At 73.2% G+C, this 16,423-nt stretch carries 18 protein-coding genes; 13 read left to right on the top strand and 5 right to left on the bottom strand.

The annotated features are described in order from the left end of the window. Nucleotides 1-93: 93 nt before the first annotated feature. Nucleotides 94-564 carry a thioredoxin-dependent thiol peroxidase gene (gene bcp, locus M8316_RS09310; protein WP_250053991.1) on the bottom strand — a complete coding sequence of 157 codons (471 nt, stop codon included), beginning with the start codon at nt 562-564 and terminating at the stop codon, nt 94-96. A 212-nt stretch (nt 565-776) separates the two neighbouring features. On the opposite strand from bcp, the gene M8316_RS09305 reads away from it, so the two are divergent. Genes M8316_RS09305 through M8316_RS09280 form a run of 6 tightly spaced genes read left to right on the top strand, consistent with a single transcriptional unit; the run spans nt 777 to nt 4,052 of the window. Continuing rightward, a complete protein-coding gene (locus M8316_RS09305) occupies nt 777-1,490 on the top strand; it encodes an energy-coupling factor ABC transporter permease (protein WP_250053990.1) in 714 nt (237 codons plus the stop codon). After that, the gene (locus tag M8316_RS09300) at nt 1,487-1,876 is read left to right on the top strand and encodes a PDGLE domain-containing protein (RefSeq protein ID WP_250053989.1); all 390 of its coding nucleotides are present in this window, start codon (nt 1,487-1,489) and stop codon (nt 1,874-1,876) included. The genes M8316_RS09305 and M8316_RS09300 overlap by 4 nt, the downstream gene beginning before the upstream one ends. Further along, nucleotides 1,876-2,667, top strand: a complete 792-nt coding sequence (gene cbiQ, locus M8316_RS09295; RefSeq protein ID WP_250053988.1) for a cobalt ECF transporter T component CbiQ — start codon at nt 1,876-1,878, stop codon at nt 2,665-2,667. The genes M8316_RS09300 and cbiQ overlap by 1 nt, the downstream gene beginning before the upstream one ends. After that, nucleotides 2,664-3,434, top strand: a complete 771-nt coding sequence (locus M8316_RS09290) for an energy-coupling factor ABC transporter ATP-binding protein (protein WP_250053987.1) — start codon at nt 2,664-2,666, stop codon at nt 3,432-3,434. Before cbiQ ends, M8316_RS09290 begins: the two co-directional genes overlap by 4 nt. 34 nt (nt 3,435-3,468) lie before the next feature. After that, on the top strand, nt 3,469-3,717 hold the full coding sequence (locus tag M8316_RS09285) for a DUF3618 domain-containing protein (protein ID WP_250053985.1): 249 nt from the start codon (nt 3,469-3,471) through the stop codon (nt 3,715-3,717). A gap of 35 nt (nt 3,718-3,752) precedes the next feature. Then, complete coding sequence (locus M8316_RS09280) at nt 3,753-4,052, top strand: GroES family chaperonin (protein WP_250053994.1); 300 nt, start codon at nt 3,753-3,755, stop codon at nt 4,050-4,052. 119 nt (nt 4,053-4,171) lie between these two features. Here the strand turns inward: M8316_RS09280 and M8316_RS09275 are convergent, their stop codons facing one another. Then, entirely contained in the window at nt 4,172-5,503 is a 1,332-nt protein-coding gene (locus M8316_RS09275) for a hypothetical protein (RefSeq protein ID WP_250053983.1), read from the bottom strand. Between the two features lie 618 nt (nt 5,504-6,121). Here M8316_RS09275 and M8316_RS09270 point away from each other — a divergent pair. Both M8316_RS09270 and M8316_RS09265 read left to right on the top strand, forming a co-directional pair. Continuing rightward, the gene (locus M8316_RS09270; RefSeq protein ID WP_250053981.1) at nt 6,122-7,603 is read left to right on the top strand and encodes a DUF1800 domain-containing protein; all 1,482 of its coding nucleotides are present in this window, start codon (nt 6,122-6,124) and stop codon (nt 7,601-7,603) included. A 61-nt stretch (nt 7,604-7,664) separates the two neighbouring features. After that, nucleotides 7,665-8,960 carry a DUF1501 domain-containing protein gene (locus tag M8316_RS09265; protein ID WP_250053979.1) on the top strand — a complete coding sequence of 432 codons (1,296 nt, stop codon included), beginning with the start codon at nt 7,665-7,667 and terminating at the stop codon, nt 8,958-8,960. A 4-nt stretch (nt 8,961-8,964) separates the two neighbouring features. Here M8316_RS09265 and M8316_RS09260 read toward each other — a convergent pair whose 3' ends face one another. The 3 genes from M8316_RS09260 to M8316_RS09250 form a co-directional block, all read right to left on the bottom strand. After that, nucleotides 8,965-9,366, bottom strand: coding sequence for a DoxX family protein (locus tag M8316_RS09260; RefSeq protein ID WP_250053977.1), 402 nt, complete (start codon nt 9,364-9,366; stop codon nt 8,965-8,967). Between the two features lie 35 nt (nt 9,367-9,401). After that, the gene (locus M8316_RS09255; RefSeq protein WP_250053975.1) at nt 9,402-10,181 is read right to left on the bottom strand and encodes a GntR family transcriptional regulator; all 780 of its coding nucleotides are present in this window, start codon (nt 10,179-10,181) and stop codon (nt 9,402-9,404) included. Between the two features lie 306 nt (nt 10,182-10,487). Further along, nucleotides 10,488-11,666: an ROK family transcriptional regulator gene (locus tag M8316_RS09250; protein WP_250053973.1), complete on the bottom strand. Its 1,179-nt coding sequence runs from the start codon at nt 11,664-11,666 to the stop codon at nt 10,488-10,490. Between the two features lie 131 nt (nt 11,667-11,797). Between M8316_RS09250 and M8316_RS09245 the strand changes: the two genes are divergently transcribed. From M8316_RS09245 to M8316_RS09225, 5 genes are all read left to right on the top strand, one after another. Next, entirely contained in the window at nt 11,798-12,793 is a 996-nt protein-coding gene (locus M8316_RS09245) for a substrate-binding domain-containing protein (protein WP_250053971.1), read from the top strand. Between the two features lie 145 nt (nt 12,794-12,938). After that, nucleotides 12,939-13,943 carry an ABC transporter permease gene (locus tag M8316_RS09240; protein WP_250053969.1) on the top strand — a complete coding sequence of 335 codons (1,005 nt, stop codon included), beginning with the start codon at nt 12,939-12,941 and terminating at the stop codon, nt 13,941-13,943. Continuing rightward, the gene (locus M8316_RS09235) at nt 13,940-14,725 is read left to right on the top strand and encodes an ATP-binding cassette domain-containing protein (RefSeq protein ID WP_250053967.1); all 786 of its coding nucleotides are present in this window, start codon (nt 13,940-13,942) and stop codon (nt 14,723-14,725) included. Before M8316_RS09240 ends, M8316_RS09235 begins: the two co-directional genes overlap by 4 nt. A 47-nt stretch (nt 14,726-14,772) precedes the next feature. Continuing rightward, nucleotides 14,773-15,642 carry a sugar phosphate isomerase/epimerase family protein gene (locus M8316_RS09230; protein WP_250053965.1) on the top strand — a complete coding sequence of 290 codons (870 nt, stop codon included), beginning with the start codon at nt 14,773-14,775 and terminating at the stop codon, nt 15,640-15,642. A gap of 47 nt (nt 15,643-15,689) precedes the next feature. After that, nucleotides 15,690-16,391: a nucleoside/nucleotide kinase family protein gene (locus M8316_RS09225; protein ID WP_250053963.1), complete on the top strand. Its 702-nt coding sequence runs from the start codon at nt 15,690-15,692 to the stop codon at nt 16,389-16,391. Nucleotides 16,392-16,423 lie beyond the last annotated feature (32 nt).

Here is a 16,423-nt window from a genome sequence, read left to right as displayed (position 1 = left end):
GGTGGGCGGTTTCGGGCGGCGGCCACCCCCCGCCGTGTGCGGCTCATTGTGGCCCCCCCCTCGGCGGGTGGTCGGGGTGGATGGAGCGGGGCGTCAGGCGAGGCCGAGGTCGCGGCGCAGCTTCGCGACGTGGCCGGTGGCCTTCACGTTGTACTGCGCGAGGGTGACGACGCCGTCCTCGTCGAGCACGACCGTGGAGCGGATGACGCCCTCGACGACCTTGCCGTACAGCTTCTTCTCGCCGAACGCGCCCCACGCACCCATGACGGCCTTGTCGGGGTCGGAGAGCAGCGTGATGCCCAGGGACTCCTTCTCCCGGAACTTCGCCAGCTTCTCCGGCTTGTCGGGGGAGAGGCCGAGCACCTCGTAGCCCTGGGCCTGCAGGGAGTCGAGCGACTCCGTGAAGTCGCAGGCCTGCTTGGTGCAGCCGGGGGTCATCGCGGCCGGGTAGAAGTACACGATCACCTTGCGGCCGCGGAACGACGACAGGGTGACCTCGGCGCCGGTGTCGTCGGGCAGGGTGAAGTCAGGGGCGGTGTCGCCGACGGCGAGGCGCTCGCTCACGGGTTTCTCCTCGGGCTGGGGGACGGTGCGGGTGCCGGGTCCGGGCGGACGCGGCGGGGCCAGTCTGCCGCGAGGGGAACACCGACGCGGCACACGGGGTTCCCAGTGTGCGAGACGTCCGTTGTTGCAAACCGCTTGCAAGAGCGTACGGTGAGCGAGTCCGTACGACACCCGTCGTCGGGCGCCCCCGATCCGCCAGCAGGAGACGCCCCGTGCACGTGCCCAACGGCTTCCTCGACGCCCCCACGTCGGTCGCCACCGGAGTGGTGGCCACCGCCGCCGTCGGTGTGGCCCTCGTCAAGGCGCGCAAGGAGCTCGACGACCGCACCGCCCCCATGGCCGGCCTCATCGCGGCCTTCATCTTCGCGGTCCAGATGCTCAACTTCCCGGTGGGAGCAGGCACGAGCGGGCACCTCATGGGCGGTGCGCTCGCCGCCGTCCTGGTGGGGCCGTGGACGGCGGTGCTCTCCACCAGCGTCGTCTTCATCGTCCAGGCCCTGCTCTTCGCCGACGGTGGCATCACTGCCCTCGGCACCAACATCGTGCTGATGGGGCTGTCCACGGTGCTGGTGGGCTACCTGGTCTTCCTCGGGATGCGGGCGGTGCTGCCCAAGCGCGCCTCGTTCGTCCCGCTCGCGGCGGCCCTCGGCGCGCTCGTCTCGGTGCCGGTGGCGTCCCTGGTCTTCGTGGTGCTCTACGCGATCGGCGGCAACGCCGACATCGACCTGTCGGCACTGGCCACGGCGATGGTCGGGGTGCACCTGCTGATCGGCATCGGCGAGGCCGTCATCACCTACCTGGCCGTGGCCAGCATCGTCAGCGTGCGGCCCGACCTCGTCCACGGCGCCCGTCCGCTGCTCGAGCAGCGACGCCTGGTCATCCACGACACCGCGCCCGCCACCAGCAGCCAGGAGACGTCCGCATGAGCACCGCCACCGAGGACCGCACCGACCAGGCCGAGGGCCGCCCGCGCGTCGCGACCCGCTGGGTGCTGGCCGGGACGCTGCTCGTCAGCCTCCTGCTCGCCGGCGTCGTCAGCTACTACGCGGCCTCCTCGCCGGACGGTCTCGAGCAGGTCTCCCAGACCCTCGGCTTCCACACCACCGAGACCGACCACGAGCTCTCCGACAGCCCCTTCGCCGACTACGGCACCGCGGGCGTCTCGGACGGTCGGCTCTCCGGCGGCATCGCCGGCGTGGCGGGCGTCCTGATCGTGCTCGTGCTGGCCGGTGGCCTCACCTGGGCGGTCCGCCGCCGGCGTCCGGAGCAGGACTCCACGGACCAGGCCTCGACGGGGGAGACCGCGGCCTGATGGGCGCCGACCACGGGCACACCCTGCACTGGCACGGCCACAGCCCGCTGCACCGTGCGCCCGCCCACCTCAAGGTGGTCGGGCTCGTGGTGTTCGTGCTGGCCGTCGTGGCCACCCCGAACCACTGGTACGCGGCCTTCGCCGGCTGGCTGGCGCTCCTCCTGGGCGTCATCGCGGTCTCCGGCGTGCCGCTGCGCTACCTGCTGCCGCGGATGGTCGTCGAGGTCCCGTTCGTCGTGTTCGCGGTGCTGCTTCCGTTCATCGCCCAGGGCGAGCGGGTCGAGGTGCTCGGCCTCTCGGTGTCGGCCTCCGGGCTGGTCGCCGCGTTCGGGCTGCTGGCGAAGGGCACCATCGGCGTGCTCGCCAGCCTCACCCTGGCCGCCACCACCGAGACCACGGCCCTGCTGATCGGCCTCCAGCGCCTGCGCGTGCCCGCCCAGCTGATCCAGATCATGTCCTTCATGGTCCGCTACCTCGACGTGGTCACCTCCGAGCTGGGGCGGATGCGGGTGGCCCGCGAGTCCCGCGGGTTCCGTGCCCGGGACCCGCGGCAGTGGCCGGTGCTGGCGCGCACCCTCGGGGCGCTTTTCATCCGCACCTACGAGCGCGGCGAGCGGGTGCACCTGGCCATGCTGTCGCGCGGCTACGACGGCACCATCCCCGAGGCCGCGCTGGCGGCTCCGGCCCGCGCGCACGGCTCGCACGGGCACGCCCACCACGGCGCGCCCCAGCCCGGGACCAGCACGCAGCCGCACCCGGGCCGCGCCGCCCGCGAGGTGGCCGCCCGGTGAGCACGCCCGTCCTCGACGTCGCCGGTCTCGCGTTCGCCTACCCCGACGGCCACCAGGCGCTGTTCGGCGTCGACCTGCACGTGCACGCCGGCGAGCGGGTCGCGCTGCTCGGCCCGAACGGCGCCGGCAAGACCACGCTCGTCATGCACCTCAACGGCATCCTGGGCCCGGACGCCGGCACGGCTGCCGGCTCGGTCGCGGTCAGCGGCCTCCCGGTGGCCAAGGACCACCTGCGGGAGATCCGTCGGCGCGTCGGGATCGTCTTCCAGGACCCCGACGACCAGCTGTTCATGGGCACCGTCCGCGCGGACGTGGCGTTCGGCCCCGCCAACCTCGGGCTGACCGGCGCCGCGCTGGACCGCCGCGTCATGGAGGCCCTCGAGCAGGTCGGCATGACCGAGTTCGTCGACCGTCCGCCGCACCACCTCTCCTTCGGGCAGCGGCGCCGCGTCGCGGTGGCCACCGTGCTGGCGATGCAGCCGGAGATCCTCGTCCTCGACGAGCCGTCGTCCAACCTGGACCCGGCCTCGCGCCGCGAGCTGGCCGACGTGCTGCGCAGCCTGGACGTGACGGTGCTGATGGTCACCCACGACCTGCCCTACGCCCTCGAGCTGTGCCCCCGGGCCGTCGTGCTGAGCGAGGGACGGGTCGTCGCGGACGCGCCCACGATCGAGGTGCTCACCGACGAGGCGCTCATGACCCGGCACCGCCTGGAGCTGCCCTGGGGGTTCGACCCGGCCGCCGCCGTCCGCCTCACGACCGGGTGACCCCCGGACCTGCTGAGTTGGTAGGTTTCTGACCGTGAGCACCGACCCGAGCGCCCTGGAGCGCGAGATGGAGGAGACCCGCCAGCGTCTGGCGGGCACGATCGACCAGCTCCTGCACCGCGCCAGCCCCAAGACGGTCGCCTCGCGGCAGGCCTGGAGCATCAAGGCCCACTACGTCGACCCGGCCACCGGCCAGCCCCGCACCGACAACATCCTCAAGACCGTCGGCACGGTCGTCGGGGTCGCCGCCGCCATCCTGGTGGTGCGCCGGCTCACCGCCTGACCGGGGTGGGCGTGAGCGACAAGACCCCGATCAAGATGCTCCACGACCGGGTGCTCGTGGAGATCGACGCCGAGGCCGGCGAGCGCCGGTCCTCCGGCGGCATCGTCATCCCCGCGACCGCGGCCATGGGCGCCAAGCGGCTCGCCTGGGCCAAGGTCGTGGCCGTCGGGCCGCAGGCCCGGGCCGTGCAGGCCGGCGACCGGGTGCTCTTCGACCCCGACGACCGCGGCGAAGTCGAGGTGCACGGCGAGACCTACGTCGTCATGCGCGAGCGCGACGTGCACGCGGTGGCCGCGGAGCGCGTCGGTGACGAGAGCACCGGCCTCTACCTCTGATCACAGATCGGCCACCCACCTGGTCGAGCACCCATCCACTTCTGCTCCACCCAGTTACGACGAAGGGCCCCGCCGATCGGCGGGGCCCTTCGTGCGTGCGGCCGGTGGGCCGTCGAGCGTCAGCGGCGCGAGCGCACCACGCGCACCTTCAGGACCTTGCTCGTCTCTCCCGTGGCGAGACCGCTGCCCGCCGCGTGCAGGCGGAAACGGACGGTCTGGCCGGCCTTGCGCAGACGCGGGTAGCGGACGACGGCGCGGCCGTCGTTGCGGGCCACGGTGCTGACGGTGCGCCAGCCGCGGGCGGTGCGACGCTGCAGGGTGAGCGGCTCGGAGTAGAGCGCGTCGGCGAGCACCCGGTCGGAGGCGGCCCGGCGACCTGCGGCCACGACGACCCGCTCGCTGGAGAAGCCCTTCAGCGAGGTGACGGCGCGGGGGCCGACCTCACCGTCGGTGACCACGCAGTCGACCGGGTTGGCGATCGCGGCGTTGTGGAAGGACTCGCCGAAGTGGTAGTTCGAGCCGCCGACCTGGGTCCACTCGACCTGGTACTCGGTGACGCCGGCCGGCCAGTCCGGGTGCTGGGCGAACTGGAAGCTCATCGTGTGCTGGACGCCCTCGTTCGCGTGCCAGTTGAACGTCCGGGTGCTGCCGTCGGCGAAGCGGACACGCACGTTGATGTCCGTCGTCTGGTCGACCGGGAAGTTGGACGGGTACGGGACCGTCAGCGCGGTGCAGGTCGGGTCCGGGTAGCGCCAGTTCCAGTCGAACGAGCCGTCACCGGTCATGGCCGGCGGGTTGGTGGCGAACACCGGGCCCGGCTCGGACGGGGTCTCGGTCGGCGTCTCGGTCGGCGTCTCGGTGGGGGTCTCCGAGGGGGTCTCGGTGGGGGTCTCGGTGGGCGTCTCGGTCGGCGTCTCGGTCGGCGTCTCGGTCGGCGTCTCGGTCGGCGTCTCGGTGGGGGTCTCCGAGGGGGTCTCCGTGGGCTCCTCGGACGGCGTCCCGGTCGGCTCCTCCGACGGCGTCGTGCCCGCGGCCGGCGTGTAGTGGAGCGAGTAGTGGCTCAGGTCCTTGAAGACCGTCTTGCCGTTCTTCAGCGTGGTCTCGTAGGTCAGCGTGACGCTGGCGGGGTGCGGGTCCGTGGTCTCGACGACCCGCGGGCCGTCGCCCTGGCTCGAGGAGCCGGACTTCACGCAGTAGTAGTCGATGACGTAGCCCTCGGGGGCGCTCACGGTCAGCGAGGTGACGCTGCCGGTCACGTCGATCTTGCCGGAGCCGCTGCCGGTGGTGGCGAGGTAGTCCACGCACACCTTGTCGTCGTCCACGGCGCTGCGCGAGGCGACCGAGCCCGCGGTGGCGGGGCCGGAGAGGCCGGCGAGGGCCAGGGCGCCGGCGAGTGCGGCCACGGTCGTTCCCGTCAGAGCGGTGGCGGCCAGGGTGCGGGTGTGGGTCATCGGCGTCCTCGTGCAGTTCAGGGCTGGTGCGGGGGCGACGGAACGTCCGTCAGGGTGACGATGTCAGATCGCATCACGAACAAGGACGGTTGTACTGCGAATGTAGGTGTTTCGTGGATGAACTGATGACGAGGCGAGGCTCAGGTGCCCGTCCCGCGGCGGGCGCTCCTCGGGGACAGGACGGCCGCGTCCGATGAGGGGACAGGGGCCCGTTCCGTAAGTCAGGGGTGCGGGTCCGCGGCGGAGAAGAAGGTCGTCGAGTCGTGGCCGGGAGCACTCGTGTAGCCGTCGTGCCGGGCAGTGGCCCGCCTCGTCCGCCTGCGTCGCCGCGGGTCAGGCCCTTCTGCGCGCGGAAGGCGAGGGACGAGGTCCGGAGTCGGAGTTCGTCCGTGCACCAGCCGAGAGGCACGGGCCGGTGTCGATGCCCGCAGGTCGACGAGACGCCGCCACGGGACGCGGAGGCGTGAGCGACGTCTCACAGCGAACTCGTAAAGATTCCGTGGTCGGCTCAAGGCCCGGCGTCGCGGCTCCGAAGAAGGAGAGTAAGAGACGCGCGGGCCGCCCGTCCCTGGGGAGGGAGGACGGCCGCTGCCCGTCCCACACCTTGGAGAGCCATCCATGTCTGACCGCACGACCCCTGCGGGCCGCGCCACGACCCGCGTGCTGCCCGCGGGCGACCGACACATCGTCGACCGTCTGTCCTACGGCCACACGCCCGCCCTCGCCCGCCAGGTGCGCAACGCCGGTGGCGGCCTGCGCTGGTTCGAGCGACAGCTCACGCCCCGCAAGGTCAAGGACCGCGGCACGGGCGCCTACCTGACCTGGTTCCCCAGCCTCTCCCGCACCCCGGAGGACCTCTACCAGCGCAAGAAGTCCGGTGTGGAGGAGAACTGGGAGGTCATGAACGACTACCAGTCCTACGTGATCCTGCGCCGCACCTACTCCCAGCGCCAGGTGCTGGAGCTGATGACGGAGCTCTGGGAGAACCACCTGCACGTGCCGGTCGGCGCCGACGCCGCCTTCACCTGGCGCAAGCGCTACGGCGACGTCATCCGCAAGCACGCCCTGGGTCGCGTCGACCGGCTGCTGCAGGCCGCCGTGCTGCACCCCGCGATGCTGCTGGCCCTGGACGCCGGCATCTCCACCTGGCAGCACCCGAACGAGAACCTCGCCCGCGAGCTGCTCGAGCTGCACACGGTGGGCCGCGGCGAGTACACCGAGGACGACGTCAAGCAGGCCGCCCAGGTCCTCACCGGGTACCACGTGGACCTCTGGGGCACCTTCGCCTTCTCCTACAGCACGGCCGACCACGCGGTGGGCCCGGTGAACGTGATGGGCTGGAAGCACGCCAACGCCGACGCCGACGGGCGGCCCGCGGCCCGCAGCCTCGTGCGGTACCTGGCGCACCACCCGGCGACCGCCGAGCGGATCGCTCGCAAGCTCGTCGTCAAGCTCGTCTCGGACGCGGCGCCGCAGACCCTCGTCCGGCGTCTGGCACGGATCTACCTCGAGCACGACACCGACATCCGCCCGGTGCTGCGGGCGCTCGTCCGCTCCGAGGAGTTCCGCGACGCGCGCGGCCAGAAGGTGCGCGACGCGGGCGAGGACGTGGTGGCCACGCACCGGGCCCTCGGGGTCCGGGTCACCGAGCCCGGCGAGAAGGCCCGCGGCACCGGCAACGGCTGGGCCGCCCACACCCTCCCGACCCAGTGCCAGCGGCTCGGTCTCAAGCCCTTCGACTGGCCCCGGCCCGACGGCGCCCCGATCACCGACGACGCGTGGGCGACGCCCTCACGGATGCTGGGCGGGTCCCGCAACCACTGGCTCATGGCCGGCTCGTACTGGCCCAGCCGCGGCATCGTCTACCGCAAGCCGACCGCCTGGCTGCCGCAGCGGCGCATGCGGTTCGGTGCCTTCGTCGACCACCTCTCCCGGACGATGCTCGGGGTCCCGGCCACGCGGAGGGTCGTCGTCGCCTGCTGCCGGGCCGCGGACGTCTCCGCCTCGGACGTGGTCCACGCCGAGCACCCGGTCATCGTCCACCGCCTCGGCTTCGTGCTCACCACGCTGCTCGACAGCCCCACCCACCTCTCTCGCTGATGCTGCGTCGCTGCCCGCCGCGCGACCCGTCGACCTGCACAGACCCCCGCCAGGAGTCCGCATGACCACCCGCCCCGCCCCGTCCGCCCCCACGCTCTCGTCCACGACCCCGACCTGCTGTGCGGAGATGGCCGGCATGGCCGCCCTCAGCCGCCGCGGCCTGCTGCGCGGCGGGCTGGTCGCCGCCGGCACCACCGCGACCTTCGGCTCCGCCGTGCTCACCGCGTCCCCGTCAGCCGCCGCCAGCGCGGAGTCGGTGCTGGTCGTCCTCTCGCTGCGCGGGGCCATGGACGGCATGTCCGTCGTCGTGCCCTACGGCGACGACGTCTACTACGAGGCGCGGCCGCGGATCGCCGTGCCCCGCACCGAGCTGCTCGCCAAGGACGGGTTCTTCGGGCTCCACCCCCGGATGAAGCCCCTCCTGCCGCTGTGGAACGGCGGCGAGCTGGCGTTCGTGCACGCCGCCGGGCTGCCGAGCGTGAACCGCTCCCACTTCGCCGCCATGGAGGAGCTGGAGGACGCCGCCCCGGGCTCGGCCCGGCGCGAGGGGTGGCTCAACCGGCTCGTGGGCACCGACAGCGTCCGCAGCGCCACCGAGGGCGTGGGCCTCATCTCCGGGGCGGCTCCCACCTCCCTGCTCGGCCGCCAGCCCACCTTCGTCACCCAGGCGATCGACGACATCGAGATCCCCGGGCCGTCGTGGGACGCCGCGCGCGCCCGCCAGCGCGAGCGGGGGCTGCGGACGATGTGGAAGGGCGAGAAGGGGGTGCTCGGGCGCGCGATGCGGCAGACCTTCGGTGCCGTGGACGACTTCGCGCCCGCGCGACGGCAGCGCTCGCGGGCTGCCGACTACCCGCAGGGTGACCTCGGGGCGGCGCTCGCCGACGCGGCGCGCCTCATCCGTGCCGACATCGGCACCGACGTCATCACCCTCGACCAGGGCGCCTGGGACATGCACAGCCGGCTCGGCACCCTCGAGTGGGGCCAGATGATCCGCAACGTCGACGAGCTGGCCTCGGCCCTCGCGACCTTCTTCTCCGACCTCGGCGACCAGCGGCACAAGGTGACCCTGGTGGCGCTCAGCGAGTTCGGCCGGCGGGTCGAGGAGAACCAGAACCAGGGCCTCGACCACGGCCACGGCAACGTGATGATGGTGGCCGGTGCCGGGGTGCGCGGCGGTCAGCACTACGGCACCTGGCCGGGGCTGTCCATGGGCGTGGACTCCGACCTCACCGTCACCACCGACTACCGCCAGGTGCTGGGGGAGATCGTGCAGAAGCGGTTCAGCGCCACCGCGGTCGCCGACGTGTTCCCCGGCCTGCACTACGAGCCGCTGGGGTTCCTGCGGCAGTCGTGAGCGCTCAGTCGCGGTCGGCGTGCTCTCGCTTGGTCAGGGTGCGGCCGGCCCACAACGCCCACGCGACGAGCACCGGCTGGAAGAACAGGCGCAGGAACCGGGCTCGGTCGGTGTCGAGGCCGAAGGCGTCGGTCTGCTCCACGTACTGGGCGACGTTGCCGGGGAAGATCGCGACGTAGAACGCGGCCAGCAGCCCACCGACGAGCCGCTGGTGCCGGGGGAGCAGCACGAACGCCGAGCCCAGCGCGATCTCCACGACCCCGGAGCCGAGCACCACCGCGTCGTCGTCGACCGGCACCCAGTCGGGCACCTGGGCCTGGAACTCCTCGCGCAGCACCGTGAGGTGCGCGGTGCCGGCGGCGGTCATCAGCGAGCCCAGGACGATCCGGGCGAGGGTGCGGAGCATGCCTCGAACCTACGACCGCCTCCGGCCGGCGAGGGTCACCCGCGGGGGCTGCCCACCTCGAGGTCCAGGGGCGCGACGTCGGTGCGGACCCAGCTCTCGGCAGCGTCCACCAGGGCCCCCGTGCGGGACCAGGAGACGGCGCGGATGCGCAGGACGGGGGTGGCCGGCCCGGCCTCCAGGGCCTCGGCCACGGCTCCCCGAGGACTCCTCGCGTGCAGGGAGCGACGGGTGCCGACCGGTGCGTGGCCGCCGGCAGCCAGCGCCGCGGCGAGCGGGTCACCGCCCCGGCCGTCGGGGGTGCCGGCGTCCAGGGCCGCCGCGACCACGGCGTCGACGGGCGGCGGCTGGAGGTGGGTGCTGAGCAGCGCAGGTGTGCCGTCGAGCAGGTGCAGCCGCCCCAGCTCGTGGCCGCGGGTGCCGTCCGGCACCTCCAGCAACCGGGTGGCCCAGGGCGGCAGCACGGCCTCGCCGCGGGTCCGGACCTCCAGCTCGACCAGGGGGTGCTCGGGCCCGTAGGCAGCCTCCAGGACGGCGGCGGGGTCGGTGACGGGCCAGCCGGTCGGTGCGTCGGGCTCGTCGCCGCGCACGAACACCCCGCGGCCGGCGACCCGGCGGGCCACCCCCTGCTCCTCCAGGTGCGCGAGCGCCTGCCGCACGGTCGCGCGGGAGAGCGAGTAGCGCCCGCCCAGGTCGGACTCGCTGGGGAGGCGGTCACCCGGCCCCAGGTCGCCGGCCGCCACCTGCGCGGCCAGGGCCTCGGCCAGCTGTCGGTAGTAGGGCACGGGGGAGGAACGGTCGATGGACGGGTCCGGCACGGCAGCCTCCTGGCACGACCGCCCGGAGGGGGGAAGGTGCGTGGGCGGCGTGACCGGAGCCTAGGAGCCCGGTGACCGGTTGACCAGGGTCGTGCCGACCGTCCGTCCGGTGCGGTCGGGCCGGACGAGATGCACCGTCCGCATCGCCCGGACGAGGCGGTCGGACCGGTCAGGCGGGACCGTCCGCACCGATCCGCGTCCTCGCGGCCGCTGCGCCCGTTACCGCCGACATGCCCACGAGCGTGCCCCGGGTGGGCGGCGGGACGGCGGCGACACGCCGGTCGCCGTGCCGGGCGAGGCGGAGGGTCAGGAGGCCACGCCGACCCGGCGGAGGATCTCGGAGAGGTGGGCGTGCTCGAGCGCCCAGCGGGTCATCCGGTCGACGAGCCCGACGAGCCCGACGTCGTGCGGCCGGGACGCGGTGCGGATGACCAGCTCCTGCGTGGCGAGGGGGAGCGCGTAGGCGGCCACCTTCTCGCGGATGCCCATGAGCAGGTGCTCGCCGGCGTGGCTGAGCTGCCCGCCGATGACCACCTCGGCCGGGTTGACCAGGCTGACCGCGGCGGCGATGCCCGCGCCCAGCACCCGCCCCGCCTCGCGGACGAGGTCCACGGCCACGGGGTCGCCCGCCTGGAGCCGGGCGACGACGTCAGCCGCCCCGGCGGCGTCGACGCCGGCGTCGTTCAGGTCGCGGGCGATCGCCCAGCCCCCGGCGTAGGCCTCGACGCAGCCGCGCTTGCCGCACCGGCACAGGGGCTGGACCGCGCCGTCGCCGACGCCCACGTGGGTGTGCCCGAGGTCGCCGGCGGCGCCGCGGGCACCGGACAGGAGTGCGCCGTTGAGGACGAGGCCGGCGCCGACGCCGGTGCCGACCTTGACGAACAACAGGTCGCGCATGCGTCCGGTGGAGACCACCTCGCCCCACGCCATGGCGTTCACGTCGTTCTCGACCAGCACGGGCACCCGCAGCCGCGGGCCCAGCACCTCCGGGACGTTCATGCCGTCCCACCCGGTCATGATCGGCGGGCTGACCACGCGGCCGGCCGGCTGCTCGATCGGGCCGGGCAGGGAGACCCCCAGGGCCCAGGCGGGGAGGTCGTCGCGGGTCGGCAGTGCCTCCAGCCCGCGGACGACGGCGTCGAGCACGGGCTCGGGGCCGGCCGTGATGTCGAGCGACACCTCCTGCTGGGAGAGCACGGCACCCCGCAGGTCCACGTGCGCGAAGCGGGCGGCCGAGGCGCCGACGTCGGCGATCAGGAGGCTGCCGGCCGAGGCGTCGAAGGAGAAGCGGGCGGCGGGCCGTCCCCGCGAGCCGCCCACGGCACCGGTGTCGGTGACCAGGCCGAGGTCGAGCAGCTCGTCGAGGCGCGCGTTGACGGTGTTGCGGGCCCATCCGGTGACCCGGGCGATGCTCGCGCGGGTCTCGCTGCGACTGCTGGCCACGAGGCGCAGCAGCTCGGTGGCGCCCTCTGACACGTCAGGCACGTCCGCCTCCTTCGTCTGTCGTGCGGGTCACCCTATTAGGCACAACAGTTCAGATTCAAGCGGGCGTTTTGGGTCTTGACGGGTGTGATCGAGCCCACTTAATGTGCATCACAAGTCAAAAAGGAGGCGACATGATCCCGATCCGTACCCGCTACCTCGTGGCCGCGCTGGCCGTCCCGTCCCTGCTGCTCACCGCGTGCGGCAGCGACTCCGACGCCGGCTCGGGCTCCGAGTCCGAGAGCGTGGCCGCCGTCATCAAGGGCCTGGACAACCCGTTCTTCCAGGCCATGCGTGACGGCCTGACGGACGAGGCCGACGCGGACGGCATCTCCGTGGAGGTGCAGGCGGCGCAGGACATCTCGGACACCACCGGCCAGGCCGAGCGCCTGACCGCCCTGGCGCAGCAGGACTTCGGCTGCTTCGTCGTGAACCCCATCAGCGGCAACAACCTGGTCCAGGGGCTCGCCGGCATCGACGTGCCCGTGGTCAACATCGACCAGCCCCTCGACAGCGACGCCGCCGAGGCCGCGGGGGTCGAGGCCGCCACCTACATCGGCACGGACAACGTCTCCGCGGGCGAGCTCGCCGGCGAGCACATGGTCGAGCTCGTGGGCTCCGGCTCCATCGGCATGATCGGCGGCATCGCCGGCAACATCACCTCGGAGGACCGGCTGACCGGCTTCGAGAACGCCGCCGGCGACACCCTCGACCTGCTGCCCGTCGTCTCGGCGGACTGGAACCGCCAGCAGGCCCTCACCGCGGCCACCGACCTGATGACGGCGAACCCCGACCTGGTCGGCATCTTCGCGGCCAACGACGACATGGCACTCGGCGCAGCGCGCGCCGTGGCGAACGCCGGGAAGACCGACGAGATCGCCGTCATCGGCCTCGACGGCAACGAGGAGGCGCTGCAGGCCGTGGCTGACGGCACGCTCGACGCCACCGTCGCGCAGTACCCCTACGCCATCGGTCAGCTCGGAATGCAGGCCTGCGAGGCGCTGGTCGCGGGTGACGACGTCCCCGAGAGCATCGAGGCCCCCGTCGCCCTCGTGACCCCCGACGTGGCCGAGGAGGCGCTGAGCGCCTTCCCCGCCCCGTTCGAGGAGTTCGACAACCCGCTCGACTGAGCGACCCCGACCCCTCACGGGGACGGACCGGCGGTCGGGGTGGCGATCCCGCCCCGACCCCCGGGTGACCACCCGTCACCTCGCCGGCCCCACCCCGTCCGTCCCACCTCCGTCCCCCGGCCGTCCCGCAGAGCAAGGAGCGCGCATGACCACCGTGACGCACGCAGCGTCCCCGACCGACGAGAGCACCCAGCCCTCGCCACCCACGACCGGCTGGCGCACCCGGCTCAAGGACCCCGGCTCCTGGGCGGAGTGGGCGGCGCCCCTCGGCTTCCTGGTGATGGTGCTGATCTTCCAGTCGCTCAACACCACGTTCCTCAGCCTCGGCAACATCGAGGCGATGCTCGCCGCGGCGGCGATCCTGATCGTCCTGGCCACCGGCCAGACCTTCACGGTCGCGACCGGCGGCATCGACCTGGCCGTGGCCTCCACCATGACCTTCTCGGCCATCATCTTCGGCACCGTCTTCGCCGCCGGAGCCCCGGTCGGCGTCGCCATGCTCGCCTCCGTGGCGGCCGGGACCGGCTTCGGGCTGGTGCAGGGGCTGTTCATCGGACGCGGTCGGATCACCGACTTCATCGTGACCCTCGGCGGGTTCTCGGTGGCCTCGGGCCTGGCGCTCGTGGTCTCCGACGGGCAGCCGACGACGATCATCGACCGCTTCCTGCTCCGCTTCGCCACCGGCTCGGTGTGGATCATCGGCTACCCGGTCCTCGTCGCCGTGCTCGTCGCCGTGCTGGCCCACGTCGTCCTGTTCCACACCCGCTTCGGCACCCACGTGCTCGCCGCCGGCGGCTCGGAGGAGGCCGCCACCGCCACCGGCATCAGCGTGGCCCGGGTCAAGACGGCCGTCTACACGATCTCCGGGAGCTGCGCGGGCATCGCGGGCGTGCTCCTCGTCGCCCGGATCGGTGCGGCCGAGCCCGCGGCGAACACCCAGTTCCTGCTCAACTGCGTCGCTGCCGTCGTCCTCGGTGGCGTGGCGCTCGTCGGCGGCCGCGCCACCATCGTGGGCCCGTTCTTCGGGGCCCTGCTGCTGACCGGACTGACCAACGGCCTCACCCTCGTCGGGGTCTCGCAGTACTACCAGCCCGTCGCCGTCGGCTGCGTCGTCGTGGCCGCCGCCTTCCTCTCGAGGTACCAGAAGTGACCCAGACGACCATCGACCCCAGCAGCCCCACCGCCCCCGCCGACGTCCTCGTCCGCGCCTCTGGCGTCTCCCTGTCCTTCGGCAACGTCCAGGCGCTCAAGGACGTCGACGTCGAGCTGCGCCGCGGTGAGGTCACCGCGATCGTCGGCGACAACGGCGCCGGCAAGTCCACCCTGGTCCGCTGCATCTGCGGCGTGCACACGCCCGACTCCGGCACCATCGAGCTGGACGGCAGCCAGGTGTCCTTCAAGACGCCCGAGGAGGCGCGCCGCGCCGGCATCGAGACCGTCCACCAGAACCTGGCCCTCGTCGAGGACCTCACGGTCTGGCAGAACCTCTTCCTCAACCGCGAGCTGACCAGGGGCGTGGGCCCGCTGCGCCTGCTCGACCGCCGCGCGATGAAGAAGGAGGCGCAGCGGATGGTCTCCGGGCTGTCCGTGAACGTCCCCGAGGTGACCTCCAAGGTGCGCCGCCTCTCGGGTGGCCAGCGCCAGGCGGTCTCCATCTGCCGCGCCGCCGGCTTCTCCAGCGGCCTGGTGATCATGGACGAGCCCACCGCGGCGCTCGGCGTCCAGGAGACCGCCCGCGTCGAGGAGCTGATCCTGCGGCTGAGGTCCGAGGGTCACGCCGTGCTGCTCATCAGCCACAACTTCGCCCAGGTCATGCGCCTCTCGGACCAGGTCTGGGTCATGCGCGCCGGCCGGTGCGTCGCCGGACGTCGCACCGCCGAGACCACCGGCGAGGAGATCGTCGCACTCATCACCGGTGCCCAGGCCGCCTGACCGGCCACGCCTCACCACCCCGACACCACCCTTCTGAGGAGAACCCCATGTCCAGCCCCCTCGGCGTCCACGCCCTCGTCTGGGTCGGCGACACCGCGCCCGCGTCCGTGGAGCTCGCGGTCAAGCAGACCGCGGCCGCCGGCTTCGACCTGCTCGAGCTGAGCCTGCACGACCTGCAGCAGCTCGACGTCTCCGGCACCCGCGCCCTGCTCGAGCAGCAGGGCCTGCAGGTGGCCTGCTCGCGCGGCCTCGCCTTCGACGCGGACGTCTCCAGCGACGACCCGGCCGTCGTGGCGCGCGGCGAGGCGCTGCTGCACGAGTCCCTCGACGTCGTCTCGGGCCTCGGCGGCCGCTACCTCACCGGCGCCCTGTACTCGGCGCTCGGCAAGTACGGCGCCCCGCTGACCGAGGCCGGTCGGGCCAACGTCGTCCGCGTCCTCAAGGACCTGGCGGCCGAGGCCGCCAGGCGCGACGTGACCCTCGGCCTGGAGGTGTGCAACCGGTACGAGACCAACGTGGTCAACACCGCCCGCCAGGCGCTCGCGCTGGCCGACGACATCGCCGCCGACAACGTGGTCATCCACCTGGACACCTACCACATGAACATCGAGGAGGACGACCTCGTGCGGCCCGTGCTGGAGGTGGGGGACCGCCTGGGCTACGTCCACATCGGCGAGAACCACCGCGGCTACCTCGGGTCCGGCCACCTGGACTTCACCGGGTTCTTCCACGCGCTGGCCGACATCTCCTACGACGGCCCGATCACCTTCGAGTCCTTCTCCTCCGCCGTGGTCCACCCGACCCTCTCGGCCGACCTCGCCGTCTGGCGCAACCTCTGGGACGACGGCGCGGACCTGGCCGGGCACGCCCACCAGTTCCTCTCCGCCGGCCTGGCCGCGGCCGGGCACCGCTCCTGACCGGCGGGCGAGCCACGCAGAGACAGGCAGGAGGCACCATGACGCCCATGACCGCCGAGACCGCGCTGCCCACCGACGACGTCACGTTCGAGGACCTGCTGGCCCGGGCCCGTGCGCTGGTGGCGCGGCCGGGCCGCCACGTCCTCGGGGTGGCCGGCACCCCCGGCGCCGGCAAGTCGACCCTCGCCGTGCAGCTCGTCCGCGCGCTGGCCGCCGGGCCGGTGCCCGAGGGCTGCACGGACGGCTGGGTGGCGCACGTCCCGATGGACGGCTACCACCTGGCCGACGTCGAGCTGGAGCGGATCGGGCGCCGCGACGCCAAGGGCGCCCCGGACACCTTCGACGCGCACGGCTTCGCGGCGCTGCTGGAGCGCATCCGGGCCCCGCGCGAGGGCGAGGTCGTCTACGCGCCCACCTTCGAGCGGGAGCTGGAGCAGCCGATCGCCGGGGCCGTGCCGGTGCAGCCGGAGTGCCGTCTGGCGGTGACGGAGGGCAACTACCTGCTGCTCGACGGCGCCGGCTGGGAGCGGGCACGCGCGGCCATGGACGAGGTGTGGTTCTGCGCCGTGCCCGACGACGAGCGGCGCGCCCGGCTGGTGGAGCGGCACGTGCGGTTCGGCAAGACCCGCGAGGAGGCCGTCGCGTGGGTGGCCTCCGTCGACGAGCCGAACGCCCGGCTCGTGCTCGACACCGCCCCTCGGGCGGACCTCGTCGTGCCGGTGGCGGTCGTGCCGCCGCTCGCCGGCTGACGTCCCCTCACCCCGGGAACGGGGGAGGGGAC

This window comes from Nocardioides bruguierae, from assembly GCF_023554635.1.
GTDB lineage: Bacteria > Actinomycetota > Actinomycetes > Propionibacteriales > Nocardioidaceae > Nocardioides > Nocardioides bruguierae.
Note: the sequence above shows the minus strand (reverse complement) of the source record. Positions and strands in the feature narration are given on the sequence as shown.

Bases quoted from the DNA above. Each gene is read 5' to 3' on its own strand.
- M8316_RS09275 (WP_250053983.1), bottom strand. From the start codon at position 5,503: ATGACCCACACCCGCACCCTGGCCGCCACCGCTCTGACGGGAACGACC.
- M8316_RS09225 (WP_250053963.1), top strand. From the start codon at position 15,690: ATGACCGCCGAGACCGCGCTGCCCACCGACGACGTCACGTTCGAGGAC.
- M8316_RS09240 (WP_250053969.1), top strand. From the start codon at position 12,939: ATGACCACCGTGACGCACGCAGCGTCCCCGACCGACGAGAGCACCCAG.
- M8316_RS09245 (WP_250053971.1), top strand. From the start codon at position 11,798: ATGATCCCGATCCGTACCCGCTACCTCGTGGCCGCGCTGGCCGTCCCG.
- M8316_RS09270 (WP_250053981.1), top strand. From the start codon at position 6,122: ATGTCTGACCGCACGACCCCTGCGGGCCGCGCCACGACCCGCGTGCTG.
- cbiQ (WP_250053988.1), top strand. From the start codon at position 1,876: ATGGGCGCCGACCACGGGCACACCCTGCACTGGCACGGCCACAGCCCG.
- M8316_RS09230 (WP_250053965.1), top strand. From the start codon at position 14,773: ATGTCCAGCCCCCTCGGCGTCCACGCCCTCGTCTGGGTCGGCGACACC.
- M8316_RS09280 (WP_250053994.1), top strand. From the start codon at position 3,753: ATGCTCCACGACCGGGTGCTCGTGGAGATCGACGCCGAGGCCGGCGAG.
- M8316_RS09260 (WP_250053977.1), bottom strand. From the start codon at position 9,366: ATGCTCCGCACCCTCGCCCGGATCGTCCTGGGCTCGCTGATGACCGCC.
- M8316_RS09265 (WP_250053979.1), top strand. From the start codon at position 7,665: ATGACCACCCGCCCCGCCCCGTCCGCCCCCACGCTCTCGTCCACGACC.
- M8316_RS09300 (WP_250053989.1), top strand. From the start codon at position 1,487: ATGAGCACCGCCACCGAGGACCGCACCGACCAGGCCGAGGGCCGCCCG.